This window comes from Citrobacter sp. Cpo091 (assembly GCF_030332645.1).
Lineage (GTDB): Bacteria > Pseudomonadota > Gammaproteobacteria > Enterobacterales > Enterobacteriaceae > Citrobacter > Citrobacter portucalensis.
Genome location: NZ_JAOWHL010000034.1, coordinates 575606 through 599952 on the forward strand (window position 1 = coordinate 575606; position 24347 = coordinate 599952).

Below are 24347 nucleotides of genomic sequence, written 5' to 3' on the forward strand. Positions count from 1 at the left end.
TGGATGAACATTAAGTATAGACACCGCCCTGCAACCGTGGCGCTGCCTGCGCCAGTATCCCAAGAATGTCTTCCACTACCTGCGAAGGCGGATTGGTGGCATCAACGATATAGTGCGCAGCCTCACGATACAGAACATCACGCTGGGCGAGCACTTCCTGAACCTCTTCGGTCAACGGTTTGCCGGTTAGAGTCGGTCGTAATCCTTCTTCAGGCGTGGCCTCCAGACGATCAACCAGTACCGATACCGGTGCGCTTAGATAGATAACCACGCCGTGGCTGCGCATGTAATGACGATTAAATTCGGTAAGAATGATACCGCCGCCGGTCGCAACAACCGTGGCAGGAGCGGTGACAGCCTGCAGAGCGGTCGTTTCCTGGGCACGAAACCCTTCCCATCCTTCTCTTTCGACGATTTCCGCCACGGTCATTTGCACGTGCGATTGCAACCAGCGATCGGTATCAACGAACTGGAAATCAATAGCCTTTGCCAGCGCCATACCGGTTGTCGTCTTACCACACCCCCGGGGGCCAACAAGAAAAAGAGGTTGCGTCATCACAGAATTTCCCCAGAGAGCCGCCAACAAGCGGGATCTGATGCGGTTAAAAATATAATCATATCATCAAACTAGTACATCGCCAAAACTGTAAAGAAAAAATTACAGAAGGAATGGCGAGATGAGTTAACCCCTACTATAACAAGAATTCACAATGAATAAAGTGTAAATAATAAATTACACACCCTATTTTCTACGCTGAACTTCCAGCCACCACTTATCCAGTTCAGCCGCAAAATGCTGTCTGTCGCGGGGCGAAAGGCTGTCCGGCCCCCCGGTCTGGATACCGCTGGCTCGCAGTGTATCCATAAAATCACGCATCATCAGACGCTCGCGGATCGTGGCTTCGGTATAGCGTTCGCCGCGCGGGTTAAGCGCCGCCGCACCTTTTTCAATCACTTCAGCCGCCAGCGGAATATCTGCCGTTATCACTAAATCACCGGCGCTGCACTGACGCACAATCTCGTTATCAGCCACGTCAAAGCCCGCAGGCACACGTAATGTGCTGATGAAACGCGAAGGCGGGACGCGCAGGCTTTGGTTGGCCACCAAAACAAGCGGCATTTGCATGCGCTCAGAGGCGCGGTACAAAATGTCTTTAATCACATTCGGACACGCATCGGCATCCACCCATATTGTCATAACTTCTCCCCACTGGTGTGCTGTCGCACATTGTCGCGTGCTTTTACTTTCAGGCAAAGTGCTGTTTCTCCTTCTGAACATATTCATTCCGCGCTAAGCTTAGCTTTCCCAGATTTACCCTAAATAATTCGGGTTGCAGGCAGGCGGCAAGAGAATGAGTCCGGATGAGCTTACTCTGGTAAGTGATTCGGGTGAGCGAACGCAGCCAACGCACATGCAACTTGAAGTATGACGGGTATAAAACAATGAATATCATCCATAGGGAGTGACAAGATGGACAAGAAAATTGGTTTTATCGGCTGCGGTAATATGGGCAAAGCCATTCTTGGCGGCATGATCGCCAGCGGCCAGGTTCTCCCCGGACAAATCTGGGTCTACACCCCTTCCCCCGATAAGGTCGCCGCGCTACACGACCAGTACGGCATTAATGCGGCGCAGTCTGCACAAGAAGTCGCGCAAATCGCTGATATTGTTTTTGGGGCCGTAAAACCAGGCATCATGATTAAGGTGCTGAGTGAAATTACCTCCAGCCTGAACAAAGATTCCCTGGTCGTCTCGATTGCCGCAGGCGTCACTCTCGATCAACTTGCCCGCGCGCTGGGTCATGACCGTAAAATCATTCGCGCGATGCCAAACACGCCATCGCTGGTGAACGCCGGAATGACCTCCGTCACGCCAAACGCCTTAGTCACGCCGGAAGATACGGCCGACGTGCTCAATATCTTCCGCTGCTTTGGCGAAGCTGAAGTCATTGCGGAGGCAATGATTCATCCGGTCGTTGGCGTCAGCGGTTCAGCACCGGCCTATGTATTTATGTTTATCGAAGCGATGGCAGATGCCGCCGTTCAGGGGGGGATGCCCCGCGCACAGGCTTATAAATTTGCAGCACAAGCGGTAATGGGTTCGGCGAAGATGGTTCTGGAAACGGGTAAACATCCTGGCGAATTGAAGGATATGGTGTGCTCGCCGGGTGGAACCACCATTGAGGCGGTACGCGTCCTGGAAGAACGCGGTTTCCGTTCATCGGTGATTGAAGCGATGATTAAGTGCATGGAGCAGTCGGAAAAACTCAGCCGCTCCTGAGTTAACACCGCCGGACGTCAGGCCGCCGCTTCAGTGCGGTTACGTCCGGAATTCTTTGCTTTGTAGAGAGCCATATCTGCTGATTTTAACCATTCTCGATAGTGTTCAGTTTCAGACGTCAGCGGCGCAACGCCCACGCTAATGCGCAGGTCAACCTGCGGCGCGCAGGATAAACGCAGTTGGGTAAGCCGTTCGTGAACACGAGACATCGCTGCAATCGCGCTGCTCGCTGACGTGCCACACATGATTACCGCAAACTCATCACCGCCAAAGCGACCAATCACATCGCTACCGCGTAAGGTCATCTGTAACTGGCGGGTCAGTGCAACAATGGCCTGATCCCCGACGTCATGGCCCCAGGTATCATTGATACTCTTAAAATGGTCGATATCGATGATAAGGAGCGTGGCATCACGCTGATGGCGGCGGCAATTATCAAATTCATTCCGCAGCAACAGTTCCCAATGACGTCGGTTATAAACCCCGGTCATCCCATCTCGCGTACTCATAATCTGTAAGCGACGTTTATGTTCTGCCAGCCTGATGAGCGTCTGGTAACTCACCCAGGCAAACAGCAACGGGTAAACCACTAACACCGGCAGCGACAGCAGCACACTCAGTTGCGTACTGCTAAAAGCCACGGGAATATCCGTTAACTGTAACGTCACCAGGCAGGAAACCACCATCAACACGGCGCCTGCGATGAAGACACGCATACCCCCTGCGCCCATCAGGTTGATACAGATAATCATCAACAGCGCCGTGGATGGCAGCAAGTTTATCCCCATAATCCCCATCCACATCCCGGCGAGAATGGCATCGGCTTTTAAGTTGGTATATTCGCTATGCAGTGGATCGATAGCTTTACTTGCCAATTGCCATGCCAGATGCGGCCAGACAAACGCCCATCCCACCAACAAAAGCCACCAGCCTCCGGTTATTGGCTGAGAAACTAATACCGACGCGATAGGGAAAAACATTCCCCCCAGTCCCACCGCTCGCGGCAGCCTGATTCGTCGGGCAAATCGCAGACCGGAACGTTGGTGGTCATTTTGATGAAGCAATATAAATGCTTCATTCGGGACGACCTTCTTTTGATAAAAGTTTTCATCATTCATCGTATTTGGGAATATTCTGAAACAAATTTCCCAAATTATAGGAAGGGGTCTGGTGGCGGAAGTATGATATTTCGGGTGAGCGATTTTACCTGCTCACCCGGAAGTGCTAAGCAGATTTTTTCAGGCAAGCGCTCATAAACTTATTACGATCATCGCCTTTCAGAGACTGTTCCGTCGCCTTAACGTTGCATTCACGCATTTTCTGCTGCTGCGGCGTCAGGCTTTTTTCCTCAGGCGCAGATTTACTGTTTTTCAGGCAATCACTCATGTAGGTCTTACGCGCATCCCCTTTTAAGGTCTGCGCCGTGGCCTGCTGATTGCAGGTGGTCATACGCTGTTGTTGCGGGGTTAACGTCTTCTCGGCAGCACCGACGGTAGTTAAAAAAATAAGGCCAAAGAGTAACGTCATTAATAATGTAATTTTCATAGCACCATCCTTTTCTGAACGACGACATACAGGTAAGTTTGGCTGCTAACGATAAAAATACCACCCGACGGCAAAAGTATTGCCGTCGGGTGTCAGCTTATTTCAGTCCTAACGCGGCTTTCATGGTGTAAAACAGATCGGTTTGATCGGTCAGGCCAACCACATTCGCCGCATGAGGGCCATAGGCTGCAATACGCAGTTGGCTGCCGGTGTGCTCCTGGGACTCTTCTTCAGAGTTGCCATAGCTGATGACCATCACCGCGCCATCTTTAGTGTTCAGCGCCTGCGTTAAACCGGGTGCTTTAGTATCCGGTGCGACAATCTGGCTGGCATGCGCGTGGTCAGCGGTTACCACAACCAGGGTGTTGCCATCTTTCTTCGCAAAGGCAAGTGCACGCTGCACCGCTTCATCCAGATCGACCGTTTCACCAATTTGTCCACACGGGTTAGCGGCGTGATCTTGTTTATCGATCGACGCGCCTTCTACTTGCAGGAAGAAACCTTTCTCATTTTTGCTTAACAGCTCAATCGCTTTATCCGTCATCTGCGCCAGCGTTGGCACGCTGTCGTTACGTTTTGGATTTGGCGTACAGGTCACTACCGGCTTATCCAGGTTACCGTGATAAGACGCTTTCGGCCCTTCCCAACGCACTGGCATATTACCGTCTGAGAACAGACCCAACAGCGGTTTATCCTGATTCGCTTCGCTAACAGCCGCCAGCGTCGCGGCATCACTCACCATCTGGTAACCACGGGCCTGGGCTTGTTCTCGCAGAGTTTTACCCTGCCACTCACCTGCCGTAGCGGTTTCAGTAAAAGTCTTTGCTCCGCCGCCTAACGTAACATCCGCACGAGCATTCAATAATTGTTCGGTAATTGACCCTTTACCGCCTTTTTCCAGCGCGTTCGTCGGGCATTTTTCAGCCGTCACGCTCGGACCATAGCATTTACGCGAAGTGACATGGGCAACCAGTGCGGCCGGCGTGGCATCCTGCAATTCAGCCGTGGAAACGTTGCCTGTCGCCAGACCTGCCGCTTTGGCCATTTCCAGAATCGTGGTGTGATCTTTTTCATGAATATCCACACCCAGCGCCCCGTTATAGGTCTTCACGCCGGTTGTCCATGCTGTCGCAGATGCTGCTGAATCTGTCACATAATCGGGCTTGCCCGTTTTCTTATCCAACGCATAATGTGTGTATTGTCCGGTCAACGGTAAAGCATCAATACCTTTAAAAAAGCCGCCCGCGCCTTCAGCATAATTTCGCGCTGCCGTTATTTCGGAGTCGCCCATCCCATCGCCAATCAGTAAAATTATATTTTTGGCCGGTTTATCGTTCAGGGATTCGCGCAGAGCTGCCGTTTGATCGGCAGACAATCGGCGAGCGCCACCCGGCGTGGTGATATCTCCCTGAGCAGCACGATTATCCATAACCGCTACAGTAGATGTTTCTGCATTAATAACCGGGGTAAACAGCAAAGGTAACAGGGCAATAGCCAGAGCGCTTTGTTTCACTTTATATTCTCCATGTATAAATACGGTAAAATTAAAACAAAGCGACTATAAGTATTTGATGTGACACTTTTATGATAATTTGCGGTTACCCCACCACAGATGGATCACAACGCTTTTGGTACGCACTCGCCAGCATTATGTATGTTCGACAGAAACGCGGGCATGCGGTTTCCGCCAGCCAGCGCCCCTTCAATTTGACGAATAAATATTTGCCGATCGTTCCACGTCATATTGCGCAGCATTTCGATGATTACCCGCTCTAACGTTTCGACCTGTGCCGCCAGATCTTGCGATTCTTCTTCTTTTTGCGCGAGCTTAAGTAACAACTCAGTGACGAGGTTTTTCATTTGCCTATTCCCTTAACAAAATATGGGTCACGTTATCATTAAGGCTCACGACTGCCTAGAGGATGAAAGTTGTATTTTTATAAGAAATAAAACGATTTGCGAAAACAATCACAACACAAAATAAGGGAAAATGAGTCCTGAAGCAGGATGATTCAATATAAAAAGGTAAGAAAATTAATAATCACACAAATATATAATACACAATTATGGATTAACAACGCTGACAAGCAGCGTTGTTAATAAGGACCTCAACGAGCCTCGCGCCGACGTCGCAACGCGATAGCCAGTTGCCAGATATTGATAAGCACAATGCTTGCTGTAGCAATGAACACCCAACGGAACCCCGCCATTGCCGAAACCGTTGCCCCCATCAATGGCCCTGCGACGTTGCCAAGGTACATAAATGACTGGTTATAGCCAAAGATGCGTCCGGTTATCTGGTCGCTGGAGTATTTCACCAACAGCGTCTGCACCGCCGGCAACATCGCACCATCAGCAAAGCCGAGCAGAAAACGTAGAATTCCCAACTGCAACGGCGTGGTAACCCACGACATGGCAAAAAACAGCACCACCGCGAAGATTAACGTCGCCATTAAAATCCGCTCAGTACCAATACGGTCGCCTAATTTACCAAGTCGGGGCGCGGAAATCAGAGCAGAAATGCCCGGTACTGAGGCTATCAGCCCACTGAGAAAAGCAATATTCGAACTGTCCGGGACCATTGATTTAATAAACAGCGCCAGAATAGGCCCAATTGAGCCGTTACACAGTTGAATCACCATGGTGGTAAAAAACAGGCTGATCACCAACGCTGGATGCGAAAGCGAGGCAAACACGGCCTTCCCACTCAGACGTTCGCTTTTTTTAATCGTCGGGCGAACGCCCTCTTTGATCAAGAACAGTGTGACCAGAAAACTCACCACCAGCAAGGCGGCGGTAATACAGAATACCGCTCGTAAGCCAACATGATCGGCGATAAAGCCTCCCATCAGCGGTCCGCCAATGACGCCGCTAATTTGCGCCGTAGAGAGCGTACTCAGCGCCCAGCCGCTGCGCTCGCGTGGAACCTGTGACGCAACCAGCGCCATCGCATTAGGAATATAGCCGGAGGTTAACCCCATCACCCCGCGCAGCAGAAAAAGCTGCCAGACGTTAGTGGCAAATGCCTGTAGCAAAATCGCAATGGCCATCCCCAGTGAGGCCCGCAGCAGCATCAGCTTGCGTCCTTTGCGGTCGGCCAGACTGCCCCACATCGGAGAAACAATGGCTGAAATCAGGAAGGTGACGCTGAACGTTAATCCGGACCACATTGATAGCGCTTCATGCGAGGTCACGCCCAGTTGGGAGATATAGAGTGGTAAAAAAGGCAAGATTTGGCTAATCGCCAGTCCGGTAAAAAAACACCCGAACCAAACGGAAATAAGGTTAACTCTCCAGGATTCCATAAGGACTCATAACGATAATTAGCTGAAAACTGCGAGCAGCTTAACAAATTACTTAGCCGAATAAGGGTCTACAGGTGCGATAAATCACAGTTTAGGATTTTATCTTCCCGCTCATCATATTTGTGATATAGCTCACATCAAACCCATAATATAAACAGGGGATTGTGCTTCCCGCGCGATCTGCGTGTATGTCCCCTTCTAATCCCCTGTCATTCGCCAAAACAATCTGCCAGAAGCCGAGGAAACCTGCGTTTTGTCGTGGTAATGTATGTGCTTTGCATTCATGGAATGGGTTTTTAAGATGGCAAAGTTGCGGGTAGGAATCGTATTTGGTGGTAAATCAGCGGAACATGAAGTGTCATTGCAATCGGCAAAAAATATTGTCGATGCCATCGACAAGACTCGCTTTGACGTTGTGCTGTTAGGTATTGATAAACAAGGGCAATGGCACGTCAGCGATGCCAGTAACTATCTGCTCAATTCAAACGATCCGGCGCATATTGCGTTGCGACCTTCTGAGACCAGCCTGGCGCAGGTACCGGGTAAACAAGAGCACCAGTTGATCGATGCACAAAACGGTCAACCGCTGCCGACGGTCGATGTTATTTTCCCGATCGTACACGGTACTTTGGGTGAAGATGGCTCTCTGCAGGGCATGCTGCGCGTGGCGAACCTGCCGTTTGTCGGTTCTGATGTGCTGGGTTCTGCTGCCTGTATGGATAAAGACGTGACCAAACGTCTGCTGCGTGATGCCGGGTTAAACATCGCGCCATTTATTACGCTCACTCGCGCGAATCGCAACAGCATCAGCTTTAGTGAAGTGGAATCCCGCCTGGGTCTGCCGCTGTTTGTAAAACCGGCCAACCAGGGATCGTCCGTTGGCGTCAGTAAAGTAACCAGCGAAGCCCAATACGATCAGGCCGTCGCGCTGGCATTTGAATTCGATCATAAAGTCGTTGTGGAGCAAGGGATCAAAGGTCGCGAGATCGAATGTGCGGTACTGGGCAACGATCATCCGCAGGCCAGTACCTGTGGTGAGATCGTGCTGAACAGCGATTTTTACGCTTACGACACTAAATACATTGACGATAACGGTGCCAAAGTTGTCGTTCCGGCAGCAATTGCGCCAGAGATTAACGATAAGATCCGCGAAATCGCCATTCAGGCCTACCAGACTCTGGGCTGTGCCGGCATGGCGCGCGTGGACGTCTTCTTAACTGCTGAAAACGACGTTGTGATCAATGAGATCAACACGCTGCCTGGCTTTACCAACATCAGTATGTATCCGAAGCTGTGGCAGGCGAGCGGTTTAGGCTATACCGATTTGATCACTCGCCTGATCGAACTGGCGCTGGAACGCCATGCTGCGGATAGCGCGCTGAAAACCAGTATGTAAACCCGTCAGGATGCCTGATAGAGCTATTGGGCATCCTTTGCTTCATCATCTTCAACGCGGCGACGGATGATTAATCCGGCCAGCCAAAAGCTAATCACCCAGGTCACCAGCCCCACCGCATAAGTTTGCCATCCCTGCGCTTCAAAACCTAATAACCCCACCACGCCATTCAGAATAAAGATAAGCCCAATAGCGAAGGCATAGTAGTGCCAGTCTCGGCGGATTTTTACAGGCAGGTTCATAACAGCTCCGGTGGAAATACAACACAGTAAGGCATCCTCGCACATTTGCCCGAGGGAGTCTGTGGCCTGTGCGGAATTTCTTAAATGTAACTCAGTTTAACTTAAGGTTACATAATTGTGACCGCCAACAAAAAACCGAAATCCAGGAATAATCTCTACCTGAAATTACCATCATTCTGATATTGACATTGCCGATCACCTGTCAGACTCACTCTCAGTTCCAGGCATTACGTCAAAAAAAGCAGGTTATTTCCGGAGGTCTTATGGCTGATTTTACGCTCTCAAAATCCCTGTTTAAGGGCAAGCATCGGGATCCCTCCTCCCTGCCCGGCAACATTGCGTATGCCGTATTTGTGCTGTTTTGCTTCTGGGCGGGTGCACAGATTTTAAATCTGTTGGCTCACGCGCCCGGCATCTATGAAGAACTGATGCAGCTGCAAATGCAGGAGACAGGACGCCCGCGGGTTGAAATCGGTTTAGGCGTCGGTACCCTCTTTGGACTGATCCCCTTCCTGGCCGGAAGCCTGATTCTTGGCGTCATAGCGGCGGTCATGCGCTGGCGTCACCGTCATCATAAAGATGACTGATTCATACACTTCGCCCGACGATCGTCCACCCGTTTAGCAAACCACGCAGTAGTCAGATTACGCGTGATCTTCGGGCTTTCCAGTTGAATGCCCGGCAGCATTTCACGGGGTAACGTTTTCCCGGTCTTCGCTTCCGCCAGCTTATAAACCTTTTCGTACAATGCGGTTTTTTCAAAGGCCAGGCTGTCACCTTTTTGCAGTTGCTGGCGGATCTCACTCTCGCTCATCCCTAGCTTCCCGGCCAGTTTACGTACCGCCAGCTCAGTTTTGCCCGGCTCACTGCTGCCATAGAGAATCAGATCCCCGTCCATCGCCAGCTTCACTCCGCTGGCTTTACTGACCGCATTCTGGAAAGCTGCATTGCGGCTCGCATACCATCCGGCATTAAAATCGGCGAAGCGGAAGATTGGCGCACTGTAATTCGCCGGGTAGTTGAGCAGATGATACGTACCGAACCATAACCCACCACGGCGGCTAAACACTTCCTGACGTACCGTCCCCGCCATTTTCCACGGATACCCGCTGGTGTGCTGCTCAGCAAACGCGATACTGACCTGCATTGGACCACCGGTATGTACCGGATTAAGCGATCCGAACAATGTCTGCCCCATCGGCACCATGTTGATGAAATCATCAAAGATGGCGCTAAGCTGTTTTTCCGTCTTCACCGTATCCAGACGCTCGCTGTAGCTTTTCCCCGTTGGCGAGTTAATCTTTAGCGCGGTATGCACGACAAACAGCGGGATATGCATGCGTTCTGCGCGACGGTCAATCTCTTTCCAGGCGATTTTGCTTAAACCAGGAACAGCCGGATCGGCCTGGAAGTTTGACTCCTGCTGCGCAACCGCCAGCACCGAACAGATATTTTCAACCGTTGGTGCCAGCTTCTGGCTTTCAAAGGTCTTTGCCAAATCCTGCGCCCATGCGTCCCGGTCTTTCACGCTGGCGGGCATTTTCTGGCGCACCACGCTCGCCACATCGACGGCTTTCTCCCCTTTTTTTAGCGGCTGCGCGGGTTGACTACTGCATCCCACCAGCACTAATGCTGCCAGACCGGACAAGGGGTAAAGACGGGAAACCGTCGACATAACATCTCCTTTTGTTAACTAAGAGTATGGGTAACTTCCTGAATTTCCTGACCATCAAGCTCGCGCTCAAAGCTTCGCAGACGCTTATAAATAGACATCAGTTCCACTAACGTTGTCCAGGAGTTAATCAAATACTGGAACGAGCCACGCACCTGGCCAAATACGTTGGTGATTTGCGTCATCAGGCCGAGCGTAATCGTACCGGCAACAATTGACGGAAACAGCAGGAACAAACCGAAAACGTTATCAACCTGCAGGTAAAGAATACGGGCGATATTGAAGTACATATAGTGAAAATAGAGACGGAAGTAGTTTTGCCGTACCGCATGGAACAGTTCACGCACCGTCGGTGGCGTCGCACGGTTGCCATCATCTTCGCCATAGACCAGCTCTTTACGATAGGCCGCTTCCACGCGCTGGTTTTTAAACTCCAGCCCGGGAAGTTTTATCCCGACCACGGCCAGCAAACCGGTTCCCATCAGCGACCAGACAATCGCGGCAATCACCAGGCCATAAGGCACATGTCCAACAATCGGCAGGTCAGGAACATGGGCAGAGAGCGTTACCAGTACAGGCAGGAAGGCAATCAGCGTCATAATCGCGTTGATAAAGCTGACGCCCATATCTTCCAGCGTAGAAGCAAAACGCATGGTGTCTTCCTGTACACGCTGTGCTGCACCTTCGATGTGACGCAAATGCTGCCAATGCGCCATATAGTGTTCGTTCATCGCGGTACGCCAGCGGAACACATAGTGGCTGACGAAGAAGTTGTTCATCACGCCAATGACTACGGCTATCAGCGCAATACCGAGAAAAATGCCCACTTCATGATAGAACTGCTCAATCTTCACCTTGTGTGGTGCGCTGAGCGCAGTTTGAATCAGGTCATAAAATGGCGCATACCAGGCGTTGACGGCGACGCCGACTTCAACCAGAAACCAGGTCACAAAAATAATCAGCGATGTGCCCAGAATAGACCAGTACTGCCAGCGGTGTGGACTGTAGAGAAACCAGAACAGCGCGAACACCCCGACACAAAGAATGTAGTACGCATAAAAAATCAGGTAATCCAACGACCAGAAACGCGCTGCGCTAATAGGTACGTCTCCCGACGCGCCGGTAATATGTGCAACCCAGGCTCCCCCACCTGCTTGCCAGAATACAACGGCGACCAGTGCCCAAATAAATGCCGAAATAAAGAACGGCCCCGGCTTTGGGAAAAAAGACTTAAACATAGTGCTCTCCTGCTAACTTCTTATCGTTATGACGACTGCTGTGCATTTGCCACCGTAGAGTGCGGAGGCCAGACGGCTTACGCCCAAAAACACAAGCTGAAACCGACAATTGTGACCAAAACCGAGGCACTTAGTTCGCACCTCGGTTATGAAGAATTGTTTCTGTGGTTTTCACACTCGACAACGTTCCAGTATGTGCAGATTATCACAGCGTGAGATCACAAAAGCGAACATCCGCAATCCAGGAAACTCCTGTGTTTACTCATCGTTACGTTTTTCCCACTATCATTGGTTGATAAGCGCTTTGCAATACGCCGATGAGTAGTATAAATACGCATACGCACGACATCCTTTTTCACTTTCTCTAACTCATGGACACCACCGTTGAAACGTAGTCTGCTTTTTTCTGCCGCGCTGTGTGCGGCGTCATTGACATCTGTCCAGGCGGCACAGCCTATAACCGATCCGGTCTTCGCCTCTGATATCGTTGATCGTTATGCCGACCATATATTTTACGGCAGTGGTGCTACGGGGATGGCGCTCGTGGTGATTGATGGTAATCAGCGTGTATTTCGCAGTTTTGGTGAAACACGCCCCGGCAATAATGTTCACCCGCAACTGGATTCCGTAATCCGCATTGCCTCAATTACCAAATTAATGACCAGCGAAATGCTGGTGAAATTACTCGATCAGGGCACGGTCAAACTCAACGATCCATTGAGTAAATATGCACCTCCTGGCGCACGCGTACCCACTTATCAAGGAACACCAATTACGCTGGTGAATCTGGCGACGCATACCAGCGCACTGCCGCGCGAACAGCCAGGCGGCGCGGCCAAGCGCCCGGTGTTTGTCTGGCCAACCCGCGAGCAGCGCTGGAGCTATCTCTCAACGGCTACGCTTAAAGCCGCACCAGGATCGCAGGCTTCTTATTCCAACCTGGCGTTTGATCTGCTGGCCGATGCGCTGGGTACCGCGTCCGGTAAGCCTTATCCGCAGCTGTTTGAAGAAAAAATCACCCGTCCGCTGGGGATGAAAGACACCACCTTTACGCCATCTCCCGATCAGTGCCGACGCCTGATGGTCGCGGAAAAAGGTGCCAGTCCTTGTAACAATACGCTGGCAGCGATGGGCAGCGGCGGCGTCTATTCAACGCCTGGCGATATGATGCGCTGGATGCAGCAGTATCTTTCTTCTGACTTTTATCATCGTAGCCAGCAGGCCGACCGGATGCAGACGCTGATTTACCAGCGTACGCAGTTAACTAAAGTGGTGGGAATGGACGTTCCAGGCAGAGCCGATGCGCTTGGTTTGGGCTGGGTCTACATGGCGCCGAAGAATGGCAGACCGGGAATTATTCAAAAAACCGGTGGCGGCGGTGGCTTCATTACCTATATGGCGATGATCCCACAGCAAAACGTTGGGGCATTTGTCGTAGTGACGCGCTCTCCGCTGACCCGTTTTACCAATATGAGCGACGGTATCAACGAACTGGTTGCAGAGTTGAGCGGGTACAAGCCACAGGTCATTCCTGCATCCTGATTCAATACTCAAAAGGCAAACGGTTAATGCACACCAGTTTGCCTTTATTCATTTCAATGTAACCGCCTTTACGCAATGCTGCGAGAACCTCAGCGACAACCGAGCGTGAAATTCGTGTGCGTTGGTGAATATAGTTCATAACGCCGATGCGTGAACGAAGGGCTTCATCCCATTTCGTCATAGAGATCAATGTCGCGCGGATCTGATCGTAGGAGTTGTTGCCGATCAACTGCAGATCGCGTAATTCAAGCATGGAGTTTTGCCATGCCAACCAACAAAAAGCTTCACGCCAAAGCTGGCACTCTTCAATTATATTAATTGTTTGCGAGGCGGGTAGATGGTATCCCGTACAATCGCTTTCCGTGATTAATCTGTATTGTATATCTGTTTTTATCACACCATCTGAAAGCCCCATAATAAACGGCGCCTGCGCAATACCGACCAGCACATTCTCCCCTCGCCTCAGAGAAATTACACCATTTAAAATGATAAAGGTATCGTCACTGTTTATATCACTGGAATAAATTATTTCTTTATCGTTATCACACTCAAAGTGTTTGCCATATTTTGACAAACATTTATCAAGCTTACCAAATTCCACAAGCGGTTTATTTGCAGACAACATTTGGGCATCCCTTGCAATAAATGCCCGTCAAATCCGTGACGGGCATTTTTCTGAGTTAGATTATCTTTTCTTTAACAACAAGAGATGTCTTACCAGGTATATTTAACACCAACATTTGCAGACCAGTCTTGATCAACATCGCCACCACCGAGGTAGTTAGCATCGGTGTATGCGCTGAAGTTTTTGGTAAAGCTGAACTGAGTACCCAGTCCAACACGTACCGCAGAACCTTCTACACCGTTGTCGATAGAGTCGCCGTTTACGTCAGAATCGTTGTTAGAGTCGTCGTAAACGTAGGCCAGTTTGAAGTACGGAGTCAGCGCCTGGTCGTCGCTATAAGCGAAGGTATAACCTGCATCGACACCGAGTTCATAACGCATGCTGTCATAAGACTGGCTATCAACTTTCATGTCGTTGCTCAGCTTATAGTCATCACCAGACTGGAACAGACCGGATACGCTGCCGTATGGCGTTACGTAACCTGCGTCACCCAGCTTCAGGTCATAACCCAGTTTCAAGCCAAAGCCCCAGGCATCAGAAGAGGTGCTGCCATCAACATACTGACCGTTGCTCATGTTAGCAGTCAAATCGTTGTTGAAGTGAGAGTAGCTTAAGTTACCGTCAACAAAGATGTTGTTGGCAAAGTGAGCAGAAGAGTAAATGTAGGCAGTCTGGCTATCCTGATCCACCTGACCGGTACGGTCGCTCATATCACCTTTCGCGAAGCCTGCTGCAGCACCGACAATCCACTTAGCGTTGTTACCATCAATTTTGGAATCAACACCGACCATGATGCCGTTAACATCCTGATCGTAGTTAATGGTGCCGTTATCTGCATCGAAGCTACCACCGAAGTAGCTAACCCATGCACCACCGTTATCAACCAGACCATGACGCGCGTTAGTCAGACGAGTACCAACGGTATCTTGTTCCAGGTTCCAGATATTGGTGTTAGCAGACGGAATGCTCAGCGCCATGTTCGCGTAGTCTGTCAGTTCCATCTGCTGCAGAACAACGGTGTTACCCTGCTGCTGTGCCTGATAGGTGTAAGCACCCAGGTCAGCTTTGTTAGCTGCAGAGAAGGTCGCGGTGGTATTAGCGTCATTAACGTAGATCAGCTCTTTGCCTTTGTAATCAGCAACAGAACCAGCGCCAGTCGCGTTGTCGATACGGACTTTATAGTTACCGGTTGCGGCCGCTACATGGTCACCATAGTTATCAACTTCAGACTGATCGCCTGAGGTGTCGGAATCGCCGTTACCGTTGATAGTCAGATGACCATCAGAGTTCATCGCGATCACACCATAACCGTAGTTAGACTGAGATTTATCGTTAGTGCGATCGTTGGTCAGATCAGCATTCAGCACATAGTCAGTGCTGTTGATGTCGAAAACACCCGCGTTAACATGGTTATAAGCGTCGGTGTAGCTAGTCAGGTTCAGGGTATCAACCTGCAGTGCATTACCGGTACTGTTACCCACATCCAGAACGCCGTTGTTAGTGACGTTAATGGTGTTTGCATACAGCGCAGCTTCAAGCACATTCCAGCCAGCAGAAACATCATCGGCGATTGTGACAGTACTGTTGTCGATAGACAGCGTATCCGTCGCAACGTGACCATCTTCGTTGATGTTCAGTGCAGAAGCACCGGTCAGAGAGATAGAGTCAGCAACCAGCTCAGAATCACCCACGTTGACGACAGAACCGCTGTTGATGCTCAGGGTATCAATCAGGGAAGTTTTGGTAGTATCCCACTGTGAAGCACCGTTCAGCGTGACGTTGAACAGGCCGCTCTGGTAGACAGCGTTGCCAACTACATGACCATTTTCGTCATAAGAAGTTGTGTCGCTATCAATACCGTAGGTTGAATCCGGCCACAGGCTGTTAGCGGTGATGTCGATCAGCGTAGCGGTGGCTTCAGTGCCTGCAGCGTAGCTGTCATAAACGCCGTCACCATCGGTGTCAACCTGGTGCACGGACATTGCCGCGCCGACCCACTTACTGCCGTTGTTCAGAGTCAGATCCAGACGGTCAGTACCGTCCCAACCATTGGTATCCAGGTCAGCATCGGTATCACGATAAGTGTCAGCACCGTTCGGGAAGAAGTTCTCATCGAAGTTGCTGGAGAACAGCACATCACCCATCAGTGTGGAATTGTTAAACGTTGCGGTGGTCTGCATCGCGTTATCCGCATTTGGATTAGCAATAACCGCTAATGCAATATCGTCTGCAGTATAAGAGCCGCTGTAGTCGCTTGCATTGCTGGTGTTACCAAACCAACCGGTGGTGCCTTCGTCAGTCCATGAACCAGAGGTCAGGGTAGAATCGCTGACAGCGATAGTGTTGTTAAATACTTCACTGCTGTTTACGCCAGTGCTGACGGTATTATCGTCAATATCTGCCCACTCGTAACCCTGAGTCAGGGTTATGCCAGCGACATGAGAGTTGGCGGAGATAGACAGATCAACTTCTTGATCCAGCGTGATAGCTGTACCCAGGTTATAAACGTCGACAACGTGTGTGTCAGCTGCGTCATTATACGTACCGTTGTAGGTATAATGTTCGTAGTTGTCATCGATAGTTGAATTGATGACGTTCATCGCCAGGCGATCGTAGTAATAGTCAGTACCCGTACGGTTAGTACAATCCGTGGTCATACATTCGGATGTCACCATACCGTGAATGGTGCTGTTTTTAATCGTCAGGCTATTGTTATTGCTGTTAGTTGACAGTCCATCATCCAGATAATAAGTAGAAATAACGCCGTTGACAGTGGCGTTATTGATTACCGGATAAATATCACCGTTATAAATACTATCGGTGTCGTAATTGTTCCAACCAACATATCCATCATAATAGACGCCATCCGCATAGGATGCGTCATTATAATGAGCAAACGTTGTGTAGGTGGTCCCAGAGATATCAGTTGAAGCATTCGCCTGAGAAGTGATTGCCAAAGTGCAGGCTAATGCTAATTGTGAGACTACAAGTTTCTTTTTCCAAGTGTGCATTTGTCATCCCTCCTCAGGGACGTAATATAGTTGATCCATCAATTATCAATGCAAAGAAAACATTTTATGTTTCGCGGGGAAGATTATGCGGTTTCACAAAGGAAAGGTTCAATTATTCTTTGGTTTAAGTCCGATTACGGACAATAGATATGCAAATTATTCGAAACAGCAAATAAACGTAAAAATCATTTTTATTTTAGACAGTTACATGTAAAACCATTGGCGAAACAATATATTGAAATTATGATTAGCTTAAAAATCAAACGTCAGCAAATAAATACCGTTAAATCTCGCCACTTAATTAAAAATTAAATTAAACTAAATTCACCATAAAACTAATCACTATTTAAAATAGTCATAATTGCAAAAATAGAGATAACACATAATACCAAGCATTGATAACATCAACATAACCTCGGCATAACGCCAACTTTCGTAAACCCCTCGCCCTCAGGTTCGGGTATACTACGGCCTTCGATTCCACAAACATCAGGCATACCATGACAGACCTAATCCAACGCCCTCGTCGCCTGCGCAAATCCCCTGCGCTGCGCGCTATGTTTGAAGAGACAACACTCAGCTTAAATGACCTGGTGTTGCCGATCTTTGTTGAAGAAGAACTCGACGATTACAAAGCTATCGACGCCATGCCCGGCGTGATGCGCATACCAGAGAAACACCTGGCGCGCGAAATCGAACGTATTGCTAATGCAGGCATCCGCTCGGTCATGACCTTCGGGATTTCTCATCACACCGATGAGACCGGCAGCGATGCCTGGAAAGAAGACGGTCTGGTGGCGCGCATGTCGCGTATCTGTAAGCAGACCGTACCGGAAATGATCGTCATGTCCGACACCTGTTTCTGTGAATACACCTCGCACGGTCACTGCGGTGTATTATGCGAACACGGCGTTGATAACGATTTAACCCTTGCTAACCTCGGCAAGCAGGCAGTCGTTGCCGCAGCAGCGGGCGCAGATTTCATCGCCCCTTCCGCCGCAATGGACGGCCAGGTACAGGCGATTCGCCAGGCGCTGGACGCCGCGGGCTTCACCGATACTGCGATCATGTCCTACTCCACCAAGTTTGCCTCTTCTTTCTACGGCCCGTTCCGTGAAGCTGCAGGCACGGCGCTGAAAGGCGATCGTAAAACGTATCAAATGAACCCGATGAATCGCCGTGAAGCGATTCGCGAATCGCTGCTGGATGAAGCCCAGGGCGCAGACTGCCTGATGGTGAAACCGGCTGGCGCGTATCTCGATATTCTGCGTGATATCCGCGAGCGCACCGAGCTGCCGATTGGCGCTTATCAGGTCAGCGGTGAATACGCGATGATCAAATTCGCGGCGATGGCAGGTGCAATAGATGAAGAGAAAGTGGTTCTGGAAAGCTTAGGCTCGATCAAACGCGCTGGCGCGGATCTGATCTTCAGTTACTTCGCACTGGATCTGGCTGAGAAAAAAATCCTGCGCTAACCACTTTGTTGCCGAATGGCGACTTCGCCTTATCGGGCCGACAGTTCCAGGCCCGATAAGTAAAATCCCACCAACAATCACCCCGCCCGATAAAAAGGCTGATCCCCGAGGATCGTCGCCCGGTGCATAATACGCCGCTGCGGCAGATAATCCGCATTGGCATAATGTTGCGTGACGCGATTATCCCAAATCGCCACATCGTTGGGCTGCCAGCGCCAGCGCACCTGAAACTCCGGTTTGGTGATATGGGCGAATAAAAAGCTTAGTAACGCCTCGCTCTCTTTTTCCGTCACATCGACAATTCGCGTAGTAAATCCCTCATTCACAAACAGTGCCTGTTTACCGCTTACCGGATGGGTCCGCACCACCGGATGTAGCAATGGCGGATGTTTCGCCACCGCATCCAGCCAGCGCTGATGCTCTTCTGGTGTCTTGCGGTATTTATATTCCTGGAACGATTTACGGAAATCATGCTCTGCCCGCAGGCCACTCAACAGCTGACGAAACGGCTCAGACAATGCCTCATAAGCAGCAATTCCGCTGGTCCATAGAGTGTCTCCCCCGGCCGATGGCAGCTCTTTTGCTGCCAGAATCGCCCCGGCAGGCGGCGTGTCGATAAAGGTGACATCGGTGTGCCAGTTGTCGTTATCCGGCGGATTATCGTTATGGGTATCCAGCACGATAATTTCCTCTACCCCTTCGGCATGTGGATAGACAGGGTGAATATGCAGATCGCCGAAACGCAGCGCCAGTGCCCGCTGCTGTTGTGGCGTAATCACCTGCTGCCGCAGAAACACCACCTGGTGGCGCAGTACCGCATGATAAAGCTGTTCAAACTGATTATCGCTCAGCGGGCGCGTCAAATCCGCACCAGTGATTTGTGCGCCAATGTACGGCCCCAGCGGGGTAATGCTCAGACGTTCACTCATTGTACTTCTCCATGCCAGGGCGTCAGGCGACGCTGAAGCGCGCGCAGACCCAGTTCTAAAATAAATGCGATAACGGCAATGACCGCGATCCCTGCCAGCACCACATCCGTTGCCAGAAACTCACCGGCTGACTGCACCATAAATCCTAACCCTCGCGTGGCAGCGATCAGTTCAGCTGCCACCAGCGTCGACCAACCCACGCCAAGCCCGATGCGTAACCCGGTGAGGATCTCCGGTAATGCCCCCGGCAAAATAACAAACCACAGCACCTGCGCACGGCTGGCCCCCAGCGACTGCGCGGCGCGCACTCTCACCTGCTGCGCACTTTTCACCCCCGCCAACGCCGACATCGCCACAGGGGCGAAAATCGCCAGATAGATCAGCAGGATCTTGGAGGTTTCACCGATGCCAAACCAAATGACCATCAGCGGTAAATAGGCCAGGGGAGGAACCGGACGATACAGTTCAATGATCGGATCGAGAATGCCGCGCATTGTCGGACTCAGCCCCATCGCGATCCCAACCGGAACGCCCAGCAGCACTGCCGCCAGCAGCGCGATAACAATACGCGTCAGACTCGCCGCCAGATGCTGCCACAGCGTGGCATCCATAAACCCTTGCGGCCCGGCAATGACGATCAGCTTTTGTAAAACCTGTCCCGGCGGCGGTAAAAACAGCGGACTGATTAACTGCAGCGCCGCCACCGTCCACCACACCGCCAGAATGACGGCCAACGTACCAAGGCTTAAGGTAATCTGCCGCGAGAACGGCCAGCGCCAGTTCAGCACCCGCTGGCGACGGGGTTTATCATTAATCACCACGCTCATGAGAATGCCTCCCGTTGTTCAAAGACACGACCTAACACGTACTCGCGCATGGCGATAAACTGCGGATCGGACTTAATGCTGCGGCTCGACTCTCCGGCCACAAAGCGACGGGCGAAATTGAGCGGCAGACGTTCCAGTACCCGGCCTGGTCCTGGGGACAGCAATACCAGTTCTGTCGCCATAAACACCGCTTCTTCAATATCGTGGGTAATCAGCAGCACCTGTTTGCCAGTCTCATGCCACAGCTTCAGCAGCAGGGTTTGCATCTGCTCGCGGGTAAAGGCGTCGAGCGCACCAAAGGGTTCATCCAGCAGCAACAGCTGCGGGTTGGCCGCCAGCGCCCGGGCAATGCCGACGCGCTGACGTTGTCCACCGGAAAGTTGCCAGATAAAGCGTTTTCCCGCGCCCTCCAGCCCGACTTTCTGCAACATATCCAGGGCAATACGCTGACGCTGCGGCTTGTCCACGCCCGCCAGCTGCAGACCAAAAGCCACGTTGTCCTGGACGTTACGCCAGGGCAGCAGACCTTCGTTCTGGAACACGACCCCGCGATCTGCCCCCGGACCATCAACCCTGTTACCCGCCAGCGTGATGCTGCCATGCTGATACGGCACAAACCCAGCAATCAGATTTAACAACGTGGTTTTCCCACAACCGGAAGGCCCGAGTACCACCAGCAGTTCACCGCTATCGAGCGTCAGGTTGATATCCTCCAGCGCCGGTTTTCCACCGTAGCTGGCGGCAAGATGAGAGATTTGCAGCATCATCGCCTCCTTTTTATTGCACGAAGCGATCGGTCACGTACTGGCTGTAATCTGTCGCGACAGCGGGGACTTTGCCCTGCTCTTTAAGGAACTGCGCGGTGTCGATAATCGCTTTGTTCACCGGGCCGGTTAGCTCAGCGGTTTGCTGTTGCGGTGTCAGGTAAGTGTTACCTTTCACCAGCCCCGGAACATCCGCCTCCGGTACACCGCTCAAACGCGACAGTTTGCTGATATTCTCCGGCTGCTTCAGCCATTCATCAGGATTAGCGATATAAGGCTGCTGGGCATCGATAGCGCTTTTGGCAAAGGCTTTCACCACCTCAGGATGCTTCTCGGCAAAATCTTTGCGCACCACCCACACGTCCAGCGTCGGTGCCCCCCACTCGCCAACCTGCGAGGAGTCGGTTAACACCTTTCCGTCTTTTTCCAACGCGTTGACCGCAGGTGCCCAGACATATGCACCATCAATATCTCCGCGCTGCCATGCGGCAATAATCGCTGGTGGTTGCAGGTTCACAATCTCCACCTGGCCGGGTTTAATCCCCCAATGTTTCAACGCCGCCAGCAGGCTGTAATGGGTGGTGGATATAAACGGCACGGCAATGCGTTTGCCAATCAAATCTTCCGGTTTACTGATGTTTTTCTTCACCACCAGCGCCTCAGAATTGCCGAGCTTTGATGCCAGCAGGAAAACCTCAATAGGCACCTGCTGACTGGCAGCGACCGCCAGCGGGCTGGAGCCAAGATTACCGATCTGCACATCACCGGATGCCAGCGCACGAACGATGCTCGCCCCGCTGTCGAATTTGCGCCAGTCAACGGTCGCCCCGCTCTCTTTGGCAAACGTGTTGTCCGCCTGCGCCACTTTGGCAGGTTCGGCGGAGGTCTGATAAGCAACGGTGACGTTCACCGCCTGCGCCTGAAATGCGATGAATGCCAGTGCGGCAAGAAGTGCGTTACGCGATGAAATAGCCATGATTGTCTGCTCCCCTGTCTTGTTATGGAGGCAGTATTTCGTTGCGGCACATTTTGATAAAGGAATTAAAAATTCTGGCTAAGAACAAAGCGTTTTTAGAAAAAAAGCGGCAATAGTTAGCTATTTCGCTCATTACAGAACGTAGGCCGGATAGGGCGCTTGCGCCGCCATCCGGCAATCAATGCCTGATGCGCTGCGCTTATCAGGCCTACACTCGCTACAACACCCGGCAAATTATTGCGATTTTGTTACATTCGTTACATATCCGCGCCACGATGATTGCCAGCGCGGCGCTGGCAGGCATCATAGAGGCCATTGTCAGCAAGAGAGCAATATCATGATTCATGTTGTGCTGGTGGATGACCATGTGGTGGTGCGTTCCGGCTTTGCGCAATTACTCAGTCTCGAAGACGATCTGAACGTTACCGGTCAGTACAGCAGCGCGGCGGAAGCCTGGCCTGCACTTCTGCATGATGATGTCAGCGTCGCGGTAATGGATATCGCCATGCCGGATGAAAATGGTCTGAGCCTGTTAAAACGACTGCGGGCGCAGAAGCCCGGTTTTCGCGCCATTATTCTCAGCATTTATGACTCGCCCACGTTTGTGCAAAGCGCGCTGGACGCAGGCGCCAGCGGCTACCTGACCAAACGCTGCGGCCCGGAAGAGCTGGTGCAGGCAGTACGCTCTGTAGGCATGGGCGGCCATTACCTGTGTGCCGATGCGCTACGGGCGCTACGCGGCGGCGAGCAGCCCGCGCAGGTTCTGGAAGTTCTGACCCCGCGCGAGCGTGAAGTGTTTGATCTGTTGGTTAAAGGTGACAGCGTAAAAGAGATCGCCTTCAAGCTCGACCTCAGCCACAAGACGGTGCACGTTCATCGGGCGAACGTGCTGGGAAAACTGCAATGCCACAGCACCATCGATCTGGTGCATTTTGCCCTCGACCACCAGCTATTGACGGGGCATTAATGTCGCGTAACCTTCGGCATTGGGTTATTTCTCTGTTTATTCTGCTGGCCTGGGGATCGGGCTGGCTGATGCTGTGGACGCTGGGGTTTTATCTGACCCACAACGGCCAGCAGGCGGCGCTATTTCTGCCACACGGCGTCTATCTCGCGCTGTTAATTCTGCTTTCTCGCCGTTACTGGCCCGCGCTGATACTGCCGCCGGTGTTGATGTTGTTCTGGCTGCACAGCGAGCAATTACTGAATGGCTATATCCTGCTGGCTGCGCCGTTAATTAGCCTGATTCCAGCGAGCATCGGCCAGTCATACTGGCACCGCTTTCCCCTTTACTGGCAACGCTTAACGCTGCTGCTGGCCGCCGTAACGCTCACCTCATTGCTCAATACCGCCCTGCTTTCACCGTTTATCCAGAGCCCGGCAACGCTGATTGGCCTGGCGTCGTTTACCGGCGGCGTGTTGCTGACGCCGTTTGTTTATCTGATCTATGAATTTCTGCGCCAGCAGCACCGCTATCATCTGCTCGGGCTGGATACCACCAATCCCCCGCTGCGCACCTCGCTTATCATCTGGTGTAGCCTGTTTTTTATTATTGGCATCGGTACTCAGATGGTGCTGTCGCCGGAGATCGAGCGCCTGTTGCTAATCGTGGTGTTTTTACCAAACGTGGTGATGGCGTGGAAATTTGGCTGGCAGGGCGGCGTGTTGTCAGGATTGCTCGGCAGTATGATGATCACTATCGCCCGGCAAATCGGCGTCGGGTTCAGTAACTTACTGGAGCTGGAGATTTTCCTCGCCACCCAGGCGCTACTCGGCATAGGCCTGGGGATCGCCATCAGCCGCCAGCAGCATCTGGCGCAAAACCTGCACCATTATCGCCAGCGTCTGGAAACCGAACTGGCGGCGCGTCGCGCGCTGACAGAACAACTGATTCGTACCGAGGAAGACACGCGAAAAAGTTTAGCGCGCGAACTACATGACGAAATAGGCCAGAACATCACCGCCATTCAAATTCAGTCGCAACTGGTCAAACGCGCACCGGGTCGTGAGCAAACGCTTGAGGCTGCGAATCAAATCAACGACCTGGCCCGGCGTATTCATCACTCCACCCGTCAGTTGCTGCGCCAACTGCGCCCCCCCGCGCTCGATGAACTGTCTTTTAAAGATGCACTACATCATCTGGTGAATGAATTTGCTTTTGCTGAACGGGGTATTCGCTGCCGCTTTGATTATCAGCTAGAAAATACGCCAGAAAACGAAACGGTGCGCTTCACGCTGTATCGCCTGTTGCAGGAGTTACTCAATAACGTCTGTAAACATGCCGATGCCAGCGATGTGTCGATTACGCTGCGCCTGCGGGAACATTGCTTGTTTCTGGACGTCGCTGACAACGGCGTTGGTATTCTGCCAGAAAAAATTCCCGGTTTCGGTATCCAGGGGATGCGTGAGCGGGTGAGCGCCCTTGGCGGTGAACTGACGCTCGAATCAAACAACGGCACGCGAGTAATTGTTAACTTGCCCACAAATTTGCAACAAACCAGTCGCTAACCAGGAAAAAG

Annotated in this window: 23 protein-coding genes; 7 read left to right on the top strand and 16 right to left on the bottom strand. The window is 51.5% G+C overall.

Annotation, left to right across the window (positions count from 1 at the left end):
* Positions 1-10: 10 nt before the first annotated feature.
* Together aroL and OGY04_RS13355 are read right to left on the bottom strand one after the other, a co-directional pair.
* Entirely contained in the window at positions 11-556 is a 546-nt protein-coding gene (aroL, locus tag OGY04_RS13350) for a shikimate kinase AroL (protein WP_008783910.1), read from the bottom strand.
* A 186-nt stretch (positions 557-742) separates the two neighbouring features.
* Entirely contained in the window at positions 743-1198 is a 456-nt protein-coding gene (locus OGY04_RS13355) for a YaiI/YqxD family protein (protein WP_008783909.1), read from the bottom strand.
* A 273-nt stretch (positions 1199-1471) separates the two neighbouring features.
* On the opposite strand from OGY04_RS13355, the gene proC reads away from it, so the two are divergent.
* Entirely contained in the window at positions 1472-2281 is an 810-nt protein-coding gene (gene proC, locus OGY04_RS13360; RefSeq protein WP_003021462.1) for a pyrroline-5-carboxylate reductase, read from the top strand.
* Between the two features lie 17 nt (positions 2282-2298).
* Here the strand turns inward: proC and adrA are convergent, their stop codons facing one another.
* From adrA to OGY04_RS13385, 5 genes are all read right to left on the bottom strand, one after another.
* A complete protein-coding gene (adrA, locus tag OGY04_RS13365; RefSeq protein ID WP_167820347.1) occupies positions 2299-3414 on the bottom strand; it encodes a diguanylate cyclase AdrA in 1116 nt (371 codons plus the stop codon).
* A gap of 91 nt (positions 3415-3505) precedes the next feature.
* The gene (psiF, locus tag OGY04_RS13370) at positions 3506-3826 is read right to left on the bottom strand and encodes a phosphate starvation-inducible protein PsiF (protein ID WP_003830956.1); all 321 of its coding nucleotides are present in this window, start codon (positions 3824-3826) and stop codon (positions 3506-3508) included.
* 97 nt (positions 3827-3923) lie between these two features.
* A complete protein-coding gene (phoA, locus tag OGY04_RS13375) occupies positions 3924-5339 on the bottom strand; it encodes an alkaline phosphatase (RefSeq protein ID WP_008783904.1) in 1416 nt (471 codons plus the stop codon).
* A gap of 104 nt (positions 5340-5443) precedes the next feature.
* On the bottom strand, positions 5444-5686 hold the full coding sequence (locus OGY04_RS13380; RefSeq protein ID WP_071445908.1) for a sigma-S stabilization anti-adapter protein IraP: 243 nt from the start codon (positions 5684-5686) through the stop codon (positions 5444-5446).
* A gap of 248 nt (positions 5687-5934) precedes the next feature.
* On the bottom strand, positions 5935-7131 hold the full coding sequence (locus OGY04_RS13385) for a multidrug efflux MFS transporter (RefSeq protein WP_048226321.1): 1197 nt from the start codon (positions 7129-7131) through the stop codon (positions 5935-5937).
* 301 nt (positions 7132-7432) lie between these two features.
* Between OGY04_RS13385 and ddlA the strand changes: the two genes are divergently transcribed.
* The gene (gene ddlA, locus OGY04_RS13390) at positions 7433-8527 is read left to right on the top strand and encodes a D-alanine--D-alanine ligase (protein ID WP_032944316.1); all 1095 of its coding nucleotides are present in this window, start codon (positions 7433-7435) and stop codon (positions 8525-8527) included.
* Between the two features lie 23 nt (positions 8528-8550).
* On the opposite strand, the gene OGY04_RS13395 is transcribed toward ddlA, so the two are convergent.
* Complete coding sequence (locus OGY04_RS13395; RefSeq protein WP_003830949.1) at positions 8551-8769, bottom strand: DUF2754 domain-containing protein; 219 nt, start codon at positions 8767-8769, stop codon at positions 8551-8553.
* A gap of 263 nt (positions 8770-9032) precedes the next feature.
* On the opposite strand from OGY04_RS13395, the gene OGY04_RS13400 reads away from it, so the two are divergent.
* On the top strand, positions 9033-9356 hold the full coding sequence (locus tag OGY04_RS13400; protein ID WP_032942507.1) for a DUF2755 family protein: 324 nt from the start codon (positions 9033-9035) through the stop codon (positions 9354-9356).
* On the opposite strand, the gene OGY04_RS13405 is transcribed toward OGY04_RS13400, so the two are convergent.
* Both OGY04_RS13405 and sbmA read right to left on the bottom strand, forming a co-directional pair.
* Entirely contained in the window at positions 9341-10444 is a 1104-nt protein-coding gene (locus tag OGY04_RS13405; protein WP_008783898.1) for a DUF1615 domain-containing protein, read from the bottom strand. The genes OGY04_RS13400 and OGY04_RS13405 overlap by 16 nt on opposite strands.
* 14 nt (positions 10445-10458) lie before the next feature.
* Complete coding sequence (sbmA, locus tag OGY04_RS13410) at positions 10459-11679, bottom strand: peptide antibiotic transporter SbmA (protein ID WP_008783897.1); 1221 nt, start codon at positions 11677-11679, stop codon at positions 10459-10461.
* A 384-nt stretch (positions 11680-12063) separates the two neighbouring features.
* Here sbmA and ampH point away from each other — a divergent pair, with 384 nt between their 5' ends.
* Positions 12064-13221, top strand: coding sequence for a D-alanyl-D-alanine-carboxypeptidase/endopeptidase AmpH (ampH, locus tag OGY04_RS13415; RefSeq protein ID WP_003830945.1), 1158 nt, complete (start codon positions 12064-12066; stop codon positions 13219-13221).
* A gap of 1 nt (position 13222) precedes the next feature.
* Here ampH and iprA read toward each other — a convergent pair whose 3' ends face one another.
* Together iprA and ehaB are read right to left on the bottom strand one after the other, a co-directional pair.
* Positions 13223-13846 carry a hydrogen peroxide resistance inhibitor IprA gene (iprA, locus tag OGY04_RS13420; protein WP_003830944.1) on the bottom strand — a complete coding sequence of 208 codons (624 nt, stop codon included), beginning with the start codon at positions 13844-13846 and terminating at the stop codon, positions 13223-13225.
* A gap of 89 nt (positions 13847-13935) precedes the next feature.
* A complete protein-coding gene (ehaB, locus tag OGY04_RS13425; protein WP_286585384.1) occupies positions 13936-16857 on the bottom strand; it encodes an autotransporter adhesin EhaB in 2922 nt (973 codons plus the stop codon).
* 500 nt (positions 16858-17357) lie between these two features.
* Between ehaB and hemB the strand changes: the two genes are divergently transcribed.
* Positions 17358-18332 carry a porphobilinogen synthase gene (gene hemB / locus OGY04_RS13430; protein ID WP_003830941.1) on the top strand — a complete coding sequence of 325 codons (975 nt, stop codon included), beginning with the start codon at positions 17358-17360 and terminating at the stop codon, positions 18330-18332.
* 77 nt (positions 18333-18409) lie between these two features.
* On the opposite strand, the gene tauD is transcribed toward hemB, so the two are convergent.
* Genes tauD through tauA form a run of 4 tightly spaced genes read right to left on the bottom strand, consistent with a single transcriptional unit; the run spans position 18410 to position 21828 of the window.
* On the bottom strand, positions 18410-19261 hold the full coding sequence (gene tauD / locus OGY04_RS13435; protein ID WP_057067134.1) for a taurine dioxygenase: 852 nt from the start codon (positions 19259-19261) through the stop codon (positions 18410-18412).
* Positions 19258-20088, bottom strand: coding sequence for a taurine ABC transporter permease TauC (tauC, locus tag OGY04_RS13440; RefSeq protein WP_008783892.1), 831 nt, complete (start codon positions 20086-20088; stop codon positions 19258-19260). Before tauC ends, tauD begins: the two co-directional genes overlap by 4 nt.
* Entirely contained in the window at positions 20085-20852 is a 768-nt protein-coding gene (tauB, locus tag OGY04_RS13445; RefSeq protein ID WP_032942501.1) for a taurine ABC transporter ATP-binding subunit, read from the bottom strand. The genes tauC and tauB overlap by 4 nt, the downstream gene beginning before the upstream one ends.
* Before the next feature lie 13 nt (positions 20853-20865).
* Positions 20866-21828, bottom strand: coding sequence for a taurine ABC transporter substrate-binding protein (gene tauA / locus OGY04_RS13450; protein WP_003830936.1), 963 nt, complete (start codon positions 21826-21828; stop codon positions 20866-20868).
* 337 nt (positions 21829-22165) lie between these two features.
* On the opposite strand from tauA, the gene OGY04_RS13455 reads away from it, so the two are divergent.
* Together OGY04_RS13455 and OGY04_RS13460 are read left to right on the top strand one after the other, a co-directional pair.
* Complete coding sequence (locus tag OGY04_RS13455; protein WP_008783889.1) at positions 22166-22795, top strand: response regulator transcription factor; 630 nt, start codon at positions 22166-22168, stop codon at positions 22793-22795.
* Complete coding sequence (locus OGY04_RS13460) at positions 22795-24336, top strand: MASE1 domain-containing sensor histidine kinase (RefSeq protein WP_286585385.1); 1542 nt, start codon at positions 22795-22797, stop codon at positions 24334-24336. Before OGY04_RS13455 ends, OGY04_RS13460 begins: the two co-directional genes overlap by 1 nt.
* Positions 24337-24347: the final 11 nt, after the last annotated feature.